At 55.1% G+C, this 16,307-nt stretch carries 18 protein-coding genes; 8 read left to right on the top strand and 10 right to left on the bottom strand.

The genetic code is table 11. The features are described from left to right. Nucleotides 1–2 precede the first annotated feature (2 nt). A complete protein-coding gene (locus BC777_RS07040; RefSeq protein WP_168769095.1) occupies nt 3–1,217 on the bottom strand; it encodes a class I adenylate-forming enzyme family protein in 1,215 nt (404 codons plus the stop codon). Between the two features lie 358 nt (nt 1,218–1,575). Here BC777_RS07040 and BC777_RS07035 point away from each other — a divergent pair, with 358 nt between their 5' ends. Beyond that, entirely contained in the window at nt 1,576–1,860 is a 285-nt protein-coding gene (locus BC777_RS07035) for a hypothetical protein (protein WP_100367385.1), read from the top strand. A gap of 155 nt (nt 1,861–2,015) precedes the next feature. On the opposite strand, the gene ettA is transcribed toward BC777_RS07035, so the two are convergent. Further along, a complete protein-coding gene (ettA, locus tag BC777_RS07030; protein WP_100367384.1) occupies nt 2,016–3,671 on the bottom strand; it encodes an energy-dependent translational throttle protein EttA in 1,656 nt (551 codons plus the stop codon). 258 nt (nt 3,672–3,929) lie between these two features. Between ettA and BC777_RS07025 the strand changes: the two genes are divergently transcribed. After that, on the top strand, nt 3,930–4,184 hold the full coding sequence (locus BC777_RS07025; protein ID WP_100367383.1) for a DUF6455 family protein: 255 nt from the start codon (nt 3,930–3,932) through the stop codon (nt 4,182–4,184). 3 nt (nt 4,185–4,187) lie between these two features. Here the strand turns inward: BC777_RS07025 and BC777_RS07020 are convergent, their stop codons facing one another. The 4 genes from BC777_RS07020 to BC777_RS19360 form a co-directional block, all read right to left on the bottom strand. Next, nucleotides 4,188–5,408: an MFS transporter gene (locus BC777_RS07020; RefSeq protein WP_100367382.1), complete on the bottom strand. Its 1,221-nt coding sequence runs from the start codon at nt 5,406–5,408 to the stop codon at nt 4,188–4,190. 45 nt (nt 5,409–5,453) lie between these two features. Further along, entirely contained in the window at nt 5,454–6,311 is an 858-nt protein-coding gene (gene ppk2, locus BC777_RS07015; RefSeq protein WP_100367381.1) for a polyphosphate kinase 2, read from the bottom strand. A gap of 466 nt (nt 6,312–6,777) precedes the next feature. Further along, nucleotides 6,778–7,974 (bottom strand): hypothetical protein, encoded by a 1,197-nt coding sequence (locus BC777_RS07010; RefSeq protein WP_100367380.1) that lies wholly within the window; start codon nt 7,972–7,974, stop codon nt 6,778–6,780. 11 nt (nt 7,975–7,985) lie between these two features. Continuing rightward, complete coding sequence (locus tag BC777_RS19360) at nt 7,986–8,183, bottom strand: hypothetical protein (RefSeq protein WP_281251796.1); 198 nt, start codon at nt 8,181–8,183, stop codon at nt 7,986–7,988. A gap of 219 nt (nt 8,184–8,402) precedes the next feature. Between BC777_RS19360 and BC777_RS07000 the strand changes: the two genes are divergently transcribed. Both BC777_RS07000 and BC777_RS06995 read left to right on the top strand, forming a co-directional pair. Beyond that, nucleotides 8,403–8,636 (top strand): hypothetical protein, encoded by a 234-nt coding sequence (locus BC777_RS07000; protein ID WP_100367378.1) that lies wholly within the window; start codon nt 8,403–8,405, stop codon nt 8,634–8,636. Nucleotides 8,637–8,651: 15 nt separating this feature from the next. Then, nucleotides 8,652–8,999 carry a YigZ family protein gene (locus BC777_RS06995; protein ID WP_100367377.1) on the top strand — a complete coding sequence of 116 codons (348 nt, stop codon included), beginning with the start codon at nt 8,652–8,654 and terminating at the stop codon, nt 8,997–8,999. A 20-nt stretch (nt 9,000–9,019) separates the two neighbouring features. Here the strand turns inward: BC777_RS06995 and BC777_RS06990 are convergent, their stop codons facing one another. Together BC777_RS06990 and rimO are read right to left on the bottom strand one after the other, a co-directional pair. Next, nucleotides 9,020–10,174, bottom strand: a complete 1,155-nt coding sequence (locus BC777_RS06990; RefSeq protein ID WP_133122526.1) for a hypothetical protein — start codon at nt 10,172–10,174, stop codon at nt 9,020–9,022. Nucleotides 10,175–10,192: 18 nt separating this feature from the next. Beyond that, nucleotides 10,193–11,587, bottom strand: coding sequence for a 30S ribosomal protein S12 methylthiotransferase RimO (rimO, locus tag BC777_RS06985; protein ID WP_100368039.1), 1,395 nt, complete (start codon nt 11,585–11,587; stop codon nt 10,193–10,195). Nucleotides 11,588–11,727: 140 nt separating this feature from the next. Here rimO and BC777_RS06980 point away from each other — a divergent pair, with 140 nt between their 5' ends. From BC777_RS06980 to BC777_RS06970, 3 genes are all read left to right on the top strand, one after another. Beyond that, on the top strand, nt 11,728–12,270 hold the full coding sequence (locus BC777_RS06980) for a TetR/AcrR family transcriptional regulator (RefSeq protein ID WP_100367375.1): 543 nt from the start codon (nt 11,728–11,730) through the stop codon (nt 12,268–12,270). Beyond that, nucleotides 12,267–13,259, top strand: a complete 993-nt coding sequence (locus BC777_RS06975; protein WP_100367374.1) for an SDR family oxidoreductase — start codon at nt 12,267–12,269, stop codon at nt 13,257–13,259. The genes BC777_RS06980 and BC777_RS06975 overlap by 4 nt, the downstream gene beginning before the upstream one ends. 69 nt (nt 13,260–13,328) lie before the next feature. Further along, on the top strand, nt 13,329–14,186 hold the full coding sequence (locus BC777_RS06970; protein WP_100368038.1) for an SDR family oxidoreductase: 858 nt from the start codon (nt 13,329–13,331) through the stop codon (nt 14,184–14,186). A gap of 58 nt (nt 14,187–14,244) precedes the next feature. Here the strand turns inward: BC777_RS06970 and BC777_RS06965 are convergent, their stop codons facing one another. Beyond that, nucleotides 14,245–14,835 (bottom strand): GcrA family cell cycle regulator, encoded by a 591-nt coding sequence (locus tag BC777_RS06965; protein ID WP_100367373.1) that lies wholly within the window; start codon nt 14,833–14,835, stop codon nt 14,245–14,247. Between the two features lie 257 nt (nt 14,836–15,092). Between BC777_RS06965 and BC777_RS06960 the strand changes: the two genes are divergently transcribed. After that, a complete protein-coding gene (locus tag BC777_RS06960; protein ID WP_100367372.1) occupies nt 15,093–15,896 on the top strand; it encodes an ABC transporter permease in 804 nt (267 codons plus the stop codon). Here BC777_RS06960 and BC777_RS06955 read toward each other — a convergent pair. Beyond that, nucleotides 15,893–16,306, bottom strand: coding sequence for a hypothetical protein (locus BC777_RS06955; RefSeq protein WP_100367371.1), 414 nt, complete (start codon nt 16,304–16,306; stop codon nt 15,893–15,895). The genes BC777_RS06960 and BC777_RS06955 overlap by 4 nt on opposite strands. Nucleotide 16,307: the final 1 nt, after the last annotated feature.

Below are 16,307 nucleotides of genomic sequence, written 5' to 3'. Positions count from 1 at the left end.
GCTTAGAACCATTTTGCCAACATCTGTTGCTTAACCTCGATCCGTGCAATTTTGCCCCGATCATTCTTAGGGATTTCATTCACAAACTCAATCTTTGAAGGGACCGCATCAGCCCGCACGTTTTCGCGGCACCAAGCTATCAACTCTTTTGCGTCGGCACTGTCTGACTTGAGCCGGACGAGAGCAGCGACCTTTTCACCCGAGACCGGATCAGGAATACCAAAGCTGCAAGCCTCTGCAACGTCCGGGTGGCGTTCAAGAAGCATGTCGACTTCCTCGGCCAGAACCTTGATGCCAGAGACATTAATCTCATTCTTGGTGCGACCGATCAATGTCAGCGATTGATCCTTCGCCAGATGCCCGAGATCACCGGTCAACATATAGTCGCCCATCATGATCTTGCTTGTTTTCAAAGGGTCACGCCAGAATCCCAGCATTTGCCCTGGACTTTTCACTGCAATTTCTCCTTGGCCATCACGATGCAACCTGTTGTCACGCAATACCCGAAACGCGCCGCCCCACGGTTTGCCGACATAGCCGTCACAGCAGTCAACATCTCTGAATGCACCGCCGGAGATCCAATTGGCCGTCTCGGTCATCCCATATGTGTTGAAGACGGCTTCCGTACCACACCATCGCGCGATCTTTTCCCACAAGGCCAGAGCAAGTGGAGCGGATCCGACATGGACACGCTGTAGCGCGGCTTGCGGGGGCGCAGAGGTTGCGAGGATCATCTTCCAGAACGATGGTACCGAACTGAGGAAGGTGATCTGGTGTGTGTCGAGCGTCGCCCCAAAGCTGGCCATCTCTGGAATTCCTATTTTGGGCAAAAGCCAAAGGTGCTGTCCAGCATAGAGCGCTGTCAAAGCGTTTCCGATCAGGCCATGGCCAAAGAAAAGTGGCAATATGCAGAGCGTGTTCTGCAAGGCGGCGGGGCCAATCTCTCTGAGGTTTGCGTCAAGCCGCGCGCGAAGCCCATCAATGCTGTGCGTTACACCCTTAGGCGTGCCGGTCGTACCAGAGGTCATCAATATAAGCGCTGCACCGTCTATGTTGTCAGGATCCGCTGCCTGCGGTGGCAATGCCGCCACTTCGTCATCGTTGAGCCAGAGCGCAGCGCCAGTGCTCGCAATGACGTTTTCCCGCTCGCCTGCTTTGATGTCGGGGTTTACCACCACGGCGCAGGCGCCGCATTCCCAGACCGCAAAAAGGCTCACGATGCAATCAATTGGATCCGAAATGGCGATCACCACGCGAGCTGGTGTGCTAGAAAGATACTCCCTGATTGCGGTCGCGCGCGCCTCGACCGCATTGAAGAACGCGGCTTGATCACTGTGCCGTCCGGATCGGACGCAAGTGAGTTGCATGGTTTCGGGGAGGCTAAACAAGATTGACTTCAATGCGTTACGTGCCCTTGAGATTGCCGGTCTGTCCGCGACTTGAGCGCCAGTGCTGTTGCTTTAATGCATAGGAATAGTGTGGCCACAACGGTTCATAATCAACTTCTTGTTGCGCGAAGTTAAGCTCACGCTTAATGTTGACGCAATTGGTGTTTGGTTTGTAAAGGAGGTATAGATGTTCAAACGAATTAAAGCTGGTATTGCAGCGATTTCCGCCCTTGTGTTGACAGGTACAGCGGCATCGGCCGGTGGGCTGGCCGATGAAATCGTCGAAGCGCCTGTCGTTGTCGAAGATCCCGTTGAAGCTGCACCAGCAAGCAGTGTTCCTGGCTGGGTTATTCCGGTGGCGATTTTGGCACTTGTGATCGGTGTTGTGGCTAGCAGCGATAATGACGATGACGATGATGATGATGTTGTTGACGATGATGATGACGATGGCGGCAAAACGAAAATGCAATAATTTTCATCATAAGGCTGTACCGTTGATGTTGGTATTTTGTTCATCACGCTTTTAAGCGTAATGTCTGCAAAAAGGTTTCTAGCCACAGCTGGCATGAGCAAAAAAAGTTTGGCGCATCTTGAAGAAGATGCGCCTTTTTTGTCCGATGGTATGAATTACCGCACAAACTTCTTGTGCTTCATCCGCTTCGGCTCAAGCGCGTCTGCCCCCAGCCTTGCTTTTTTGTCTTCTTCGTAATCCGTAAACGCCCCTTGGAACCATTCCACATGCGCGTCGCCTTCGAAGGCAAGGATATGGGTGCAGATACGGTCGAGGAAGAAGCGGTCGTGGCTGATCACCACGGCGCAGCCTGCAAAGCTGACCAAGGCATCTTCGAGCGCGCGTAGCGTTTCGACGTCAAGATCGTTGGTTGGTTCGTCGAGCAACAGGACGTTGCCACCCGACTTTAGCAGTTTGGCCATATGCACGCGGTTGCGTTCACCACCCGAGAGTAGGCCCACTTTCTTTTGTTGATCACCACCTTTGAAGTTAAAGGCCGAGCAATAGGCGCGGCTGTTCATCGACGCGTCACCCAGCTCGATAATCTCGGCCCCGCCGCTGATTTCCTCCCACACTGTCGTGTCGGGGTTCAGCGCATCGCGGGATTGGTCAACGTAGGACAGCTTGACCGTATCGCCATAGGTCACCGACCCTTCGTCGGGTTCCGCCTGCCCTGTCAGCATGGAAAACAGCGTGGATTTACCCGCGCCGTTCGGGCCAATCACGCCCACGATGCCGCCGGGGGGCAGGTCGAAGGTGAGATCTTCGATCAGAAGCTTGTCGCCCATGGCCTTTTTCAGCCCATCAACCTCGATCACTTTAGAGCCGAGGCGTGGTCCGTTCGGGATGATGATCTGGGCGCGGCCCAGTTTTTCTTTCTCGGATTGGTTGGCCATTTCGTTATAGGCCGCGATCCGGGCCTTGGATTTCGCTTGGCGTGCCTTGGCGCCCTGTTGCATCCATTCCAATTCGCGTGCCAGCGTGCGTTGCTTGGATTTGTCATCTTTGGCTTCGCGTTCCAATCGCTTGGCTTTGGCCTCCAGCCAGCTGGAATAGTTGCCTTCATGTGGGATGCCGGACCCACGGTCGAGTTCCAGAATCCAGCCGGTGATCGCATCAAGGAAATAGCGGTCGTGCGTGACGATCAGGATTGTACCTTTGTAATCAATCAGGTGCTGTTGCAGCCACGCGATGGTTTCCGCGTCCAAGTGGTTGGTCGGTTCGTCGAGCAGCAGCATATCTGGCGCATCCAGCAGCAGTTGGCAAAGCGCCACCCGGCGTTTCTCACCACCCGAGAGCGTGGTCACGTCTGCATCATCGGGCGGGCAGCGCAGCGCCTCCATCGAGATGTCGATCTGCGCGTCGAGGTCCCAGAGGTTCTGGCTGTCGATCTGGTCTTGCAATTGTGCCATCTCATCCGCTGTTTCCTCGGAATAGTTCATCGCCACTTCGTTGTAGCGATCCAGAATGGCCTTTTTGTCAGCCACGCCCAGCATGACGTTTTCGCGCACCGTCAGATTGGGGTCCAATTCCGGTTCCTGCGGCAGGTAACCCACGCGCGCGCCTTCGGCTGCCCATGCTTCGCCTGCGAAATCCTTGTCTTGGCCCGCCATGATCCGCATCAGCGTGGATTTACCGGTGCCGTTCACGCCGACCACGCCGATTTTGACGCCGGGCAGAAAGTTCAGGCGGATGTTTTCAAAGACTTTTTTCCCGCCGGGATAGGTTTTGGACACGCCGTCCATGAAGTAGACGAATTGATTGGCAGCCATGAGGGGACGCTCCGCTAAGATTAGGGTTTGGCCCTAGATAGCGATGGTGCAGGGCGGGGGCAATGCGTTGCGGTTCTGCCCGCGAATTTCAGGTGCTCTTTGCTGCAAGTCTTGGAACGTGGTCCGGTTGAACGCGGAATGAGCGCGCGATCAGTCGCTGGCGGGATATGAACGTTTATGCGGATGACTTGATCTAGCGCAAGGTTCGGCATGCCGCAGCATGTTAGGTCAACATCATCCGCAATCGGAGGACCAAAGATGCAAACCTTGGGCGACCCTCGCGCACACTTTTGGCGTGTCATCAAAATGGCCAAAGCCTGTGAGGTTGATCTGTCAACCGCATTGGACGAAGACAAGATCGACATCGTGGCATATGCCGACATGATCACGGGCTGTCGTGGATGCACGCAGGTCGAGAAATGCGACCGGCTCTTGGCGGAAAGAGAGCACGTGGATCAAGCCCCGGATTATTGCGTGAACCGCGAGACGTTTGCCGAACTGCGGCAGGCCTAGATTTCAGGCCGCATCGTTGATATCGCGCGCGGTGCTATAGATCAGCCCAGCCGCGAGGATAGTCACCCCCATCGTGGCAAATGCGATGCGGTATTGATCTGATGTCTCAAAGCCCTTTCTAGCGGTCGCGTCAAGAATAGCACCGAAACCCAGTTGCATCAGCGGAATGGCGGCGACGGACACCAGTGACAGCAATGTCGATGCACGGCCCAGATGGGTGTCTGCTACCGTTTTGCGCATATGCGCGCCCAGCGGGATATAGAATTGCTGGCTGAAGACCATGATCACCAATAGTCCTATCGCCAATGAAACGGGTGGGTTCGCGATGGCGGCGAGTGACAGCAGACAGGCAGCCGACACCACAAATGCCACATAGATCAGGGCTTTGCGTGAGGGTGCGTTCCGGTCCAGCAGACCAAAGACATATCCGGCGGCGATTGTGGCGGCAAAGAGCAGCAATAACACTGCCCCCGATTGCTCGGCAGAAAGCCCCGCCACATCTTGCAGGAAAGGCCCACCCCACAGGCCGGTGATCGTGGTGATGGGGGCATAGGCAACGGCCCCGAGCGCCAGAATTTTTCGAAACTCAGGTTGGCGGAGCAAGGTCAGATAACCGCCTTGAGGTCCGGCTTCTGCGGCGGTTTCGTTTGTGATGCCACCGGTGCGCACGACACGGAAAACGCCTGCCGCCAGGATCACAGTCAGCGCAGCGACGCTGCCAAAGACCACGGCCCAAGGAAGATTTTCCAGCGCGATGGCCAAAGGATATGTCCCCAGCAACCCGCCGATCCCACCCAATGTTACGACGAGGCCACTGATATAGCCGAAATCCCGTGCGGTGAAATTCCGCGCGATGATCACATGGCTCGCGGCCCCCATCGCGGCCAGCCCGACCCCGATCAGGATGCGCGATACCAAAGCCATATCGAAGCTTTGGGCCACTGCAAACACGCCTGTACCAATCGCGATGATGCATAGGCAAATGCTCAGCACCATACGTGGTCCGATCCGGTCAAGCGCGATGCCAAAGGGTACTTGCGCTGCAATCGTTGCAAAAAACATCGCCGAGACCAGACCACCCACCGTCGCTGCGGACAGGGCGTAACGGTCCATCAGGATTGGCGTGAAGACACCGCCGGATGCCCGATGAAACTGCCCAAGCGCAAAGATCGCCACGCAAACAAAAAGGACAACGTATTGATTTCGGCTGAAGGGCGCAGGCATACGCGTGGTTAAAGCTGAGACATGCTTTGGCGGCAAGGCATCGTCTTAGGATTTGGTGTGTCGCGTGTCAGGATGCAGCGCGGTGCCTAATATATGGTCGGCTTTGTGAATCACCTTCTTGGCACTGCCCACAATCTGTGTCTGAGGGGCTTGGGCAATCGCATGGTCCTTGCCGGGATAATCCAATGTGGATAGGAAATGGCGCATGCAATTGAGGCGCGCGCGTTTCTTGTCGTTGGATTTCACAACTGTCCAAGGGGCGTCGGCGGTATCGGTATAGAAAAACATCGCCTCTTTGGCTTCGGTATAATCTTCCCATTTATCAAGGCTGGCCTTGTCGATGGGCGAAAGTTTCCATTGCTTGAGGGGGTCGGTCGCGCGGGCCTCGAACCGGCGCTTTTGTTCGTCTTGTGTGACCGAGAACCAGTATTTGTAAAGCCTGATGCCAGAGCGGGTGAGCATACGTTCTAACTCTGGGGTCTGGCGCATGAATTCAAGATATTCCTCAGGTTCGCAAAACCCCATGACACGTTCAACACCGGCGCGATTATACCAGCTGCGGTCATAAAGCACCATCTCGCCAGAAGTCGGCAAATGGTTGATGTAACGCTGAAAATACCACTGACCGCGTTCTTCATCGGTCGGTTTATTCAAGGCAACAACACGGGCGGCCCGTGGGTTGAGGTGTTCGGTAAAGCGCTTGATCGTGCCGCCCTTGCCAGCGGCATCACGGCCTTCAAACAGCAGGACAAAGCGCTGGCCCGTCTCTTGCGCCCAAAGCTGCACTTTCAACAACTCTGCCTGCAATTCGGCTTTCTCGGCCTCATAGGGACGGCGTGCCAGCTTGGGCAAATGGCCGGTTCTGCGGCGTCTCGGTTTGGCTTTGACCACGTTATCTTTCATGTTCCTCTCCTTGCGGGCTTGGAGTGAGGATAACAAAGACCAAAGAACGCGGCCTTGATGTGGGTCAACAGGTACGACAGCGGATCATTTGATAATGTCGCCTGTCGGGTTAATACCGTCTCATCGTACTTGCTACCGCTTTATTGCCCATGGGTGCATATGCGCAAGAAGTGACACTGCCAGATATGACAGAGCCTGCGGTCGCATCTCCATGTTGGCATGGCGTGGAGTAACCCCGCCTGCGCCGAGGTTACACAAAGTGGCCCTGCGATGGGCTGCTTGGGCGGTGCAGGAGGCTGCAATTATGACGCTGTGCGCGAGGTGATGTCTTAAGGCGGCAGCCGTCATCTTAACCGCAATTGCTGCGCTGTACGGACTTGCACTAGACGAAGCAAGGTTTTGAGCTGTCGCTCAAATGCGGCACTAGGGCCGCGAAACCTTGCGCTGGCACGCGTATCGTTCTGGCTTAGAGGAACAGTCGTTTTTTTAAGAGCTTGACTTGGTTTCGTATACGGCGCGCAAATCCGCTGTGACGAATTGGTCGGGTTATTGCGCGAAATGAGTTTCGAAAACCGTTGGCGGCGCGAAGAACCGCTTTTGGTATGAGCGGGTGTATTGCGGCCGCCACCCGGTCCTTTTGATTTGCCCGCGCCAGTCCTTTTAAGGCCTTATCGCCAAGCTGCTGATAGCGTTGTTCGTTGATCAGGCAAATGGCGCGCACGCTTGTAAGTTCATCAAGCCGTAAGAACCGCGCAGAGGGGTGAGCCTCGGGACGTTCAAATCGGATGTCTAAAGTGTTCTCGACCCACTCCAAATCTGAGGTAGCATCATGGATGATACGTGCGACCCCTGGCTTGTACTTGGGGCTCGTTCCTCCGGGGAGCCGCCTATCAATTCTCAGGATATGGCGTTGCTGCTCCTTGGTCAAAACGCGCAACTGATCATATGGCTTGGGCGCGGTACCGGCGTCGATGTCATCCAGAAGGGCCATGGCCTCGGCTGACATCGACAAATTGGCCTCAGATTCTGCCATTTTTACCGCTGACGCCGCTGTTTTTGTCAGGTAGCGCGTGGTGAAATCCTGCACGATATCGCCGCCGATCAGCTCGGCACGATCGAATTTGTGGACGTTTGTCGTTGCGTTTGTCAATTGCAGGTAGTGCTGTAGAGACGATCTAAAAAAGTTGAGTCGATTGTGAGGTCTGAAGCTTCCTGAAAACTTAATGTTCTGGCTCAATGACGAAAGATAAAACGCAGAGGGTGCTCTGATATATGCAACAAAGGTGACCTCATCTGCCATCGCCTTCAGTTCTTGTACGAACTTCCGCACCCCATCATTTTTGCCCAAGCCAAAGAAGCCTTCAGAACTTAAAATCACGGTTTCCGGCTTATGCCGCGCGATGTCATTGCAGACCAGTGTCCATGCATTCTGCGCATCTTCCATGATTGCATCGTAGTTCCCTTTATGTCGGCGCAATTCGTTCCGGTCCGCTGCTTCTGGCCCAACAAAAAGGGGCTTAATCGCAAGGTGGTTATTGCCGCGAATAGTGTGTGGATACAGCACCCCATGTTGCAGCAATGCGCCGCGAGACCTGTGGAGGCACTTTTGAAGGGTTGATGTGCCTGTTTTTGGATGGCCGATATGAACGATGATTTGTCTCATTCTCAATCTTCTCACTGCTCTGTTCGGAGTGCTCCCCACAAACCATATTCACCAGTTTTGTCGACGTCGACCTTCAAAACATCCCCCACCACCAATCGCCCATCCGCTTTATCAGTATACAAGTTTCTGCCGATCTCTGGTGCGTCTGCCCATGACCTGCAGTTGGCGATCCCATTTTCATCGATATCGTCCACAATCACCTTAAGGATCTGCCCAACCTTCGCCTTCAGGTTTGCGGCGTTTGCGTGGTTTGGGTTTGGCGTCCGGCACAGTGTCTTTCATGTCCCTCTCCATTCTATATGGGACAAGACTAGCAAAAACCGTGGGATTGGGGCCTTAATACAGGTTAACAGATGCGACGGCTGGTCATTTGATAATTTGGCAGATCGGGTTAGTATAAATTCATCAAATGATTGCAGGAGGACCGGATGCGTCTCATTGTACTTGCTACCGCGTTGTTGCCCATGGGTGCATATGCCCAAGAAGTGACACTGCCAAACCTGACAAAGCCTATGGTCCAATCCCAAAGTTGCCCGGTTGGCATGACATGGGATCAGACCGCAGGCACCTGTGCCGAAGTCGCAGATACGACATCGCCGATTGACGATTTGAGCGACCGCGGCGGTTGCAGTTACGAAGCACCGCGTGAAGTGATCTCTTGATTTGGGAATAGTTCCCTGAAGATTATCGAGAATGTACGAAACGACCGCGGATCCAAATACGCGGTTTCTGGTGGGCCCGTGGCCTCGGCGGAGGAGGCGAAGGTTTTTGTCAAAACACTTTGCCGTCGCAAGAAATTCGCCAAGGCAACGCATAACACATGGGCCGTTCTGCTGCCCGATGGGCCGGTAAAGAATGACGACGGGGAAAGCGGGGCAGGGATGGTAATCCTGCGGATGCTGGAACGCGAAGGGCTGGAGGGCCACATCATCGTTGTGACACGGTGGTTTGGCGGGATAAAGCTGGGCGGAGACCGGTTTCGCCGGGTGCAGGACGCGGTCAGAGTTTATTTGGATCAGGCCTGAGGGATGACGCGCCGATCATGCTATCCTTTCACAGTCTTGCGTACCTTCCTTGCAATACGACTTTGACGAATGGGACGCGTCACGAAGCGAAAGCCAAAGCGGAGTGCTGATAGAAACTCCGCTAACGTTCTGGTTTCGGTCGAGCTGCTTGGTTGTTTTTTATCCATCCCCTGTTTGGCGTCCTCTAAAATCCCTTGGTAGCGCGCCTCATCTATGGGGCAAAGATCGCGCACACTCTTCAGGTCCTCGGCACGAATATCAGGTGGGTCCTGCAGCATTGGTGGTTTGGGAAAATCGATACCAAAGGTGTCGCGGACCCAATCCAGGTCGGTGAAAACATCTTGGATAACCCTTGCGATGCCAGGTTTATAAGCAGGCCGGGTTTTGCCGGGGATATTTGCATCTGCAGCGACCACTCGGCGACGGAACTCATTTACCATCAAATCGTCTTCAGGATTAACAAATGGGATTTTGCCAGTACAGGCCTCTTCGAGGAGTACCATGGCCTCAGCAGAAATGGATACATTTTGATCGTCTGGGAGCCATTTGATCGCTTTTGCAGCCTCAGTTGGAATGTAGCGCGAGACGAAATCGCGCACCACATCGCCCTCAATCAAGGTCGCGCGATTGAATTCATGAACACACAGATTGATCTTATCAGAGGCGAGATAGGGTTCCAGTTTATCGCGAACAGCAACGCGCTCTGTCGGCGCGGATCTGACTATGCGGCCTCTCAGTGCTTGATTGCAAAGCGACAAGTGGCGCGCTTCCGGAGCACGAATGTAGACCACGGCGGTCACCTTCTCGGCCATCTGCACGATTTCATCGTGAAATTGACGGAATCCCGCGAGTAAGCCAATAGAGTAAAATTGTTCGGCGCTTAGAACGACAATCTCTGGGTTATTTTTTGCAATATCATCAAGAATAACCTGCCAGGCATGATCAGCCTCAGCAATAATCGCGACCTCATCGTTGTTATGTCTCTCGACATCCCTACGCTGTGCTCCTTCAATCCCGCAGAAATGCGCTTTGACAACGCGGTGACTAACCCCCCAAACTGTCTGTGGGTATAATACGCCATGCTCCAGAAGCGCCTCTCGCGAGCGGTGAAACGTTCTTTGCAACGAAGAGCTTCCTGCTTTCGGTTGACCTATATGTAGGATGAGTTCTTTCATCTTGGTGCTACCCTGGTTTTATACGCATAATGCGCCCCACATATCATATTCACCAGCTTCTTCCACGTCGACGTTTACAACGTCGCCGACGACTAATCCCTTAGCACCTTCATCAATAAACAAATTCCCGTCAATTTCCGGCGCGTCCGCCCATGTCCTGCAAGTGGCGATCCCATCTTCATCAATGTCGTCCACGATCACCTCAAGGGTCTGCCCGACCTTGGCGGCTAGCTTCGCCTCTGAGATCGCTTGCGCTTTGGCCATGAACCTGTCCCAACGCTCTTGTTTGGCCTCGGCTGCAACATGATCGGGCAGCGCGTTTGATCGCGCCCCGGCCACGTTTTCATATTGAAAACAACCGACCCGGTCCAACTGCGCCTCATCCAGCCAGTCCAGCAGGTGCTGGAACTCAGCCTCTGTTTCGCCGGGGTAGCCTACGATGAAAGTCGACCGCAGGGTGATATCGGGGCATTGGGCGCGCCACGCGGCGATTTCATCCAGCGTTTTCGCCCCCGGAGCAGGCCGCGCCATACGCCGTAGCACATCAGGGTGGCTATGTTGGAACGGGATATCAAGGTAGGGCAGCACGCCATTGGCAGGGTCCGCCATGATCGGGATCAGGTCGCGCACATGAGGGTAGGGGTAGACGTAGTGCAGGCGCACCCAAGCGCCCAAGCTGCCCAGTTCGCGTGTCAGATCGGTGATGTGGCTGCGTACGTCGCCATCTTTCCACGGGTTCAGATCATATTTGCGGTCGAGCCCGTAGGCGGAGGTGTCCTGACTGATGACTAACAGTTCTTTCACGCCGGCCTGCACCAGTTTTTCCGCCTCGCGCAGGACCGCGTGTGCGGGGCGGGATACAAGGCGCCCGCGCATGTCAGGGATGATGCAAAACTTACATTTGTGGTTACAGCCCTCCGAGATTTTCAGATAGCTGTAATGGCGGGGTGTCAGGCTGACGCCGCTGGCAGGCAGCAGGTCGATAAACGGGTCAGGAGCAGGGGGCACGTTGGCATGGACGGCATCCAGCACCTGTTCGTATTGGTGCGGGCCCGTCACGGCAAGAATCTGAGGGTGATGTTCGCGGATGTAATCAGGCTCTGCCCCCAAACAGCCTGTGACGATAACCTTGCCGTTTTCCTGCAAAGCTTCGCCAATGGCATCAAGGCTTTCGGCTTTGGCACTGTCCAGAAACCCGCAGGTGTTGACGATCACTGCTTCAGCCCCCGCATAATCGGGCGAGATCGCGTAGCCCTCGGCGCGCAACCGCGTCAGGATACGCTCGCTATCAACCAGCGCTTTGGGGCATCCAAGGCTGACCATGCCGATGGTCGGCTGGCCGTCGCGCGGCGCGTCAGAGATTTTCGCCGCAGGGGCGAGGTCAGGGCGAAGGCTGGGCGGGTTTTGCGTCATGGCGCGCGTATAGCGTGATGCTGCGGCGTTTGGAATGGGTTTGCGGCGTTTCCAGGTCGTCTGCAGATTTGAATGCCCTCGAAGACAAAATAAACCCATTCACGTATTGACTGACTAGTCACTCTAATTATGTATTCCTTATGAATGACAGACAACTGCAAATCATTGATGCCGCAACCGTGTTGTTCCTCTCTGAAGGGGTTGGGGTTTCGACGGCGCGTATTGCCAAAGCAGCGGGCGTGTCGAATGGGACGCTCTTCAATGCATTTTCAACCAAGCAGGCGTTGATCGACGCGATTTATCAGCATGCCAAACTGGGCATGTTTGCCGCGATGCCCCATGCAGGTGATGCGCGTTTTGACCGCGCAAATCTGTATGAAAACTGGCAAGGGTATCTCGCGCGGGCCCGGGCGCATCCGCAAGAGCGTGAGATCATGCATCTGCTTTTGGACGCAGGGCTAGCCAGCGAACAGATGCAGGCAGAGATCGAGCAGCACCTCGCACCTTATGCGGTTTGGATTCAGAACGCCTTGGATCACAACATGATCAAGGGCCCAAATGCAGCATTCATCGGCCGGTTGATCCTGTTCCAGATCGACCTTGTCATCACCGAAAACCTGCACAGCAGCGACGCGGATCTGGCGTTTGATATGCTGTGCAAAGCCATAGGATTAACACAATGACCAAAGTTTTCGTCACCGGCGCGTCCGGTTTCATCGCCAAACACATCCTGCGAGAGCTGTTTGAGAAAGGTTATGACGTGCGGGCCTCGATCCGGTCGGAGGCGCGCAAAGTGGAGTTGGAGGCGCTTTTTCCTGATGCCGCGTTAGAGTTTGCCTATCTTGATCTGAGCAAGGATGAGGGCTGGGAGGATGCGATGCAAGGCTGCGATGTTCTGATGCATACCGCGTCACCTTTTCCGCTTGCAGAACCCAAGGACCCGCAAGAACTTATTCGCCCCGCTGTTGACGGAACGCTGCGCGCGATGAAAGCGGCCAAGTCTGCGGGCATCAAACGCGTAATCCTGACGTCGTCTTGTGTGGCTATCTATAAACAGGCCGACAAGCCGCCGATGCAGCCTTCTGATGAAACCAATTGGACAACAGCTGATGCGCCTTTTGTCGGTGCCTATGAGGCGTCCAAGACCCTTGCGGAAAGGGCAGCATGGGATTTCGTTGCCGATAACCCCGACATAACGCTGACCACAATTAATCCCGGTGCTGTCTTTGGCCCGCCGATGGATGCACGCTATGGCGCCTCGCTTGAGATTGTTGAGCAATTGATGGAAGGCAAGATTCCACTGGCGCCGCCGCTGGACCTGATCTTTGTCGATGTGCGTGATGTGGCGATGATGCATGTCGCTGCGATTGATCTGGAGGCCGCGAAGGGTGAACGCTTTGCCGCCGTTGCTGAAACCCTGCAATTCATCGATATTGCGCGCATGCTGAAGCAATGGGACCCCAGCACCAAGGCGCCGACACGCAAGGCACCGGTGTGGCTGATCAAACTGCTGGCTTTGTTTATGGCTGATATGAAAGCGATCCGCGGGAACCTTGGCCGGACCACAGCGGTATCTGGGGCCAAAGCCGAGAAAACATTTGGTTTCAAATTCATCCCTGCCCGCGATGCGCTTATCGCCTCGGCAGAGGCGGTAAAGTCATACCGATCGTGACCCGTTAAGGCGCTTGTGTCGAAACAAGTGCTGCTAAATCTGACGACACGCAAAGAAGAGGTTATCTCAATGTCGAAAGTTATCCTGATCACCGGGTGTTCGTCCGGTCTTGGTATCAGCCTTGCCGTCCAAAGCGCGCGCGCCGGGCATCGGGTCTACGCAACAATGCGGAACCTTGCCAAACGTGATGCGCTTGATACTGCGGCGTCGGATGCGGGTGTGAGCATTGATGTGCTGCAACTGGATGTCCAAGACACCGTTTCGGTTGACGTTTGCGTTGATGCGGTCCTGAACGATGCGGGGCGTATTGATGTTCTGATCAATAATGCGGGCGCTGGTTTTGTGCGCTCGACTGAACAGGCCAGCGAAGCGGATGTTCAGTGGGTCATGGATGTGAATTTCATGGGTGTGGTGCGTTGTGTGAAAGCGGTGATCCCGCATTTCCGAAAGCAACGCAGTGGGCATGTTGTGTCTATCTCGTCGGTTGGTGGCCTTGTCGGGCAGCCCTTTAACGAAATCTATTGCGGCGCAAAGTTTGCCGTTGAAGGCTATATGGAGGCCATGGCGTCCTATATCTCACCCTCCTTCGGGATCAACTTCACGGTGGTCGAACCTGGTGGCATCACGTCAGAGTTCGCATCAAGCGTCCTGAAACAAGTCGAAGAGACCGGAGGGATGCTTGAAGATGAATATCTGCCGATCTTGCAAAAGTATGTTGGCGGCTCGCAAAATCGTCAGAGTGGTGGTGATATCTATCAAACCGCTGATGAAGTTGCGCAAGTTGTGATGGGCTGCATTGCATCAGACACGCCGCCCATCCGCACACGCACGTCCCAATGGGGTGAGGCGTTTTGCGGTCTTAAGACCGATCTTGATCCTGATGGCAAGAAACTGCAGCACCACGTGATTGCACAATTTCTGAGCTGAGTGTGCGGGGCGAAGAGTAAGGTGGATCATGATCCACCTTACATGCCGGGGTAACCGGTTAGCGCCGCCGGTCGCGCCGCGATGACATTGGCTGGAATGCCACGCCCACATGCGCCTCGCAGTAGGGTTTTCCTTGTTGCACGGCCAGACCGCAGAACCAGAAATCATCCGTCGCCGGATCACCGACCGGCCATTTGCAGGTCTTTTCGGTCAATTCCATCAGGCTGATCCGTTTTGCGCTCTTTTCCACTTCGCTGACTTTCGCCAGCGCCTCTGGGCTGATTTCATTGGCCGAGGGCTGCGGGGGCAAGGGCTGACCGGCAGGAATAATCGCCCGGCGTGCTGCCGAAATCGGGATGCCGTTCTCGTCCAGCTCCTGCTCTTCCTTTGGTGGGGTAGAGGCGGGTGCGGCTTTTGGCTTGGGTGCAACTTTCACGGCAGGCTTCGCAGCAGCGGCCGGCTTTTCCTTGGGTGTCGCTTTTGCTGCAGATCCACCAGACCCAGCCCGGTTCGAAAGCCCCAAACGGTGCACTTTGCCGATCACTGCGTTACGAGTGACACCACCCAGCTCCTTGGCGATCTGGCTTGCCGATTGGCCTTCGCCCCACATCTTTTTGAGCGTCTCAACGCGCTCGTCTGTCCAGGACATATGAATTCCTTTGATTTTCTGGCCGGATCCGGTTTTCCAGGGATCGGGTCATTTTGTGCAAGTCCCCGGCATACTAATCACTGCGGCTGCTGATGTGAAGGTGGGCAAGGCGGTTTTACGCATCTTTTGGCGAACTGTCGCATGCAGCCCACCTTGTTGCATGGGCCGGATCAGGTCAGCCCCGCATCTGGCAAGGCGGGGGCTGGCCATTTCAGTTCAATCCGCTATGTCCGAACGTCTGAAAAGGGGATACCGCGATGACCAAGGCAAATCAGATGGGTGTGCGCCGTTTTGGCCGGGTCAACTGGCTGGGCACATGGACGTTGATCCGCCGTGAGGTCAAGCGTTTCATGAATGTCTGGTCGCAGACGGTTTTGGCCCCGCTGATCAATGCCGGCCTGTTTCTGTTGATCTTTACCATCGCCATCGGGTCCCAGCGCGGTGATGTGATGGGCGTGCCGTTCATGGTGTTTCTGGCCCCCGGCATTTTGACAATGACGGTGATCCAGAATGCCTTTGCCAATACGTCATCCAGCTTGGCCTCGGCCAAGGTGCAGGGCAATATTGTCGATACTTTGATGCCGCCCTTATCGGCGGCAGAGCTGGTTGTGGGCTATATCGGCGGTGCTGTCGCGCGCGGCGCTTTGGTGGCGGTCGTTATCGCAATCGGGTCTACCTTGTTTTTGGGTGTCGGGATGCAGGCCCCGTTGTGGGTGATGGTCTTTGTTTTGCTGGGCTCTGTCTTGATGGGTGGTTTGGGCATGATTGCAGGCATCTTTGCCAATAAGTTCGATCAGCTTTCAGCCATTTCAAACTTTCTGGTGACGCCATTGGCTTTCCTGTCAGGCACATTCTATTCGATTGAAGCATTGCCACCTGTCATGCAGGGTCTCAGCCATGCCAATCCATTCTTCTATATTATTGATGGGGTTCGTTTCGGGATGATCGGTGTCAGCGACAGCAGCCCGTGGATCGGCATGTTGGTGGTCAGTGCGGCTTGTGTGGTTGTTTTGGCCATCTGCTGGCGCTGGATGCATACAGGCTATCGATTGAAATCCTAGCTGACGTCGCGCACCGGGATGCCCCGGTTTGCCAGCACCGCAATCAACGTATCGATATCAGGCAGATCGCTGGCAAAGACCTCTTCCTGATCGCCGTCGCGGTAGACAATCGTGACCGTGTTTTCGATCCCGCTTTCCCAGATCCGCAGATGGGCAATGTCATCCAGCGCAATCGGGCGCGGTTTGCGCCATGCTGCCAAAACCAGATGGGTGTGGTCGATCCGGACGCCTGACACAAGACGTGGCAGCGGCATCCATGCGATTGTCACGGCTATGGCCGTCCATGTCAGCCACGCAAGCTGCGTTGCATCATAATACACCACGCCGATAAGCAGCATGATGGCCCCCATCAGGGCAAGCCAGAAAGGTCCGCGACTTGGCGCGCGCCGGTACTCGTAAACATCACTCATA

Source organism: Yoonia maricola (assembly GCF_002797915.1).
Taxonomy (GTDB): domain Bacteria; phylum Pseudomonadota; class Alphaproteobacteria; order Rhodobacterales; family Rhodobacteraceae; genus Yoonia; species Yoonia maricola.
Note: the sequence above shows the minus strand (reverse complement) of the source record. Positions and strands in the feature narration are given on the sequence as shown.

Excerpts from the sequence above, each read along its gene's own strand:
- BC777_RS07035 (WP_100367385.1), top strand. The coding sequence starts at position 1,576 with ATGTTCAAACGAATTAAAGCTGGTATTGCAGCGATTTCCGCCCTTGTG.
- ettA (WP_100367384.1), bottom strand. The coding sequence starts at position 3,671 with ATGGCTGCCAATCAATTCGTCTACTTCATGGACGGCGTGTCCAAAACC.
- BC777_RS07025 (WP_100367383.1), top strand. The coding sequence starts at position 3,930 with ATGCAAACCTTGGGCGACCCTCGCGCACACTTTTGGCGTGTCATCAAA.
- BC777_RS07020 (WP_100367382.1), bottom strand. The coding sequence starts at position 5,408 with ATGCCTGCGCCCTTCAGCCGAAATCAATACGTTGTCCTTTTTGTTTGC.
- ppk2 (WP_100367381.1), bottom strand. The coding sequence starts at position 6,311 with ATGAAAGATAACGTGGTCAAAGCCAAACCGAGACGCCGCAGAACCGGC.
- BC777_RS07010 (WP_100367380.1), bottom strand. The coding sequence starts at position 7,974 with ATGAGACAAATCATCGTTCATATCGGCCATCCAAAAACAGGCACATCA.
- BC777_RS07000 (WP_100367378.1), top strand. The coding sequence starts at position 8,403 with ATGCGTCTCATTGTACTTGCTACCGCGTTGTTGCCCATGGGTGCATAT.
- BC777_RS06990 (WP_133122526.1), bottom strand. The coding sequence starts at position 10,174 with ATGAAAGAACTCATCCTACATATAGGTCAACCGAAAGCAGGAAGCTCT.
- rimO (WP_100368039.1), bottom strand. The coding sequence starts at position 11,587 with ATGACGCAAAACCCGCCCAGCCTTCGCCCTGACCTCGCCCCTGCGGCG.
- BC777_RS06980 (WP_100367375.1), top strand. The coding sequence starts at position 11,728 with ATGAATGACAGACAACTGCAAATCATTGATGCCGCAACCGTGTTGTTC.
- BC777_RS06975 (WP_100367374.1), top strand. The coding sequence starts at position 12,267 with ATGACCAAAGTTTTCGTCACCGGCGCGTCCGGTTTCATCGCCAAACAC.
- BC777_RS06970 (WP_100368038.1), top strand. The coding sequence starts at position 13,329 with ATGTCGAAAGTTATCCTGATCACCGGGTGTTCGTCCGGTCTTGGTATC.
- BC777_RS06965 (WP_100367373.1), bottom strand. The coding sequence starts at position 14,835 with ATGTCCTGGACAGACGAGCGCGTTGAGACGCTCAAAAAGATGTGGGGC.
- BC777_RS06960 (WP_100367372.1), top strand. The coding sequence starts at position 15,093 with ATGACCAAGGCAAATCAGATGGGTGTGCGCCGTTTTGGCCGGGTCAAC.
- BC777_RS06955 (WP_100367371.1), bottom strand. The coding sequence starts at position 16,306 with ATGAGTGATGTTTACGAGTACCGGCGCGCGCCAAGTCGCGGACCTTTC.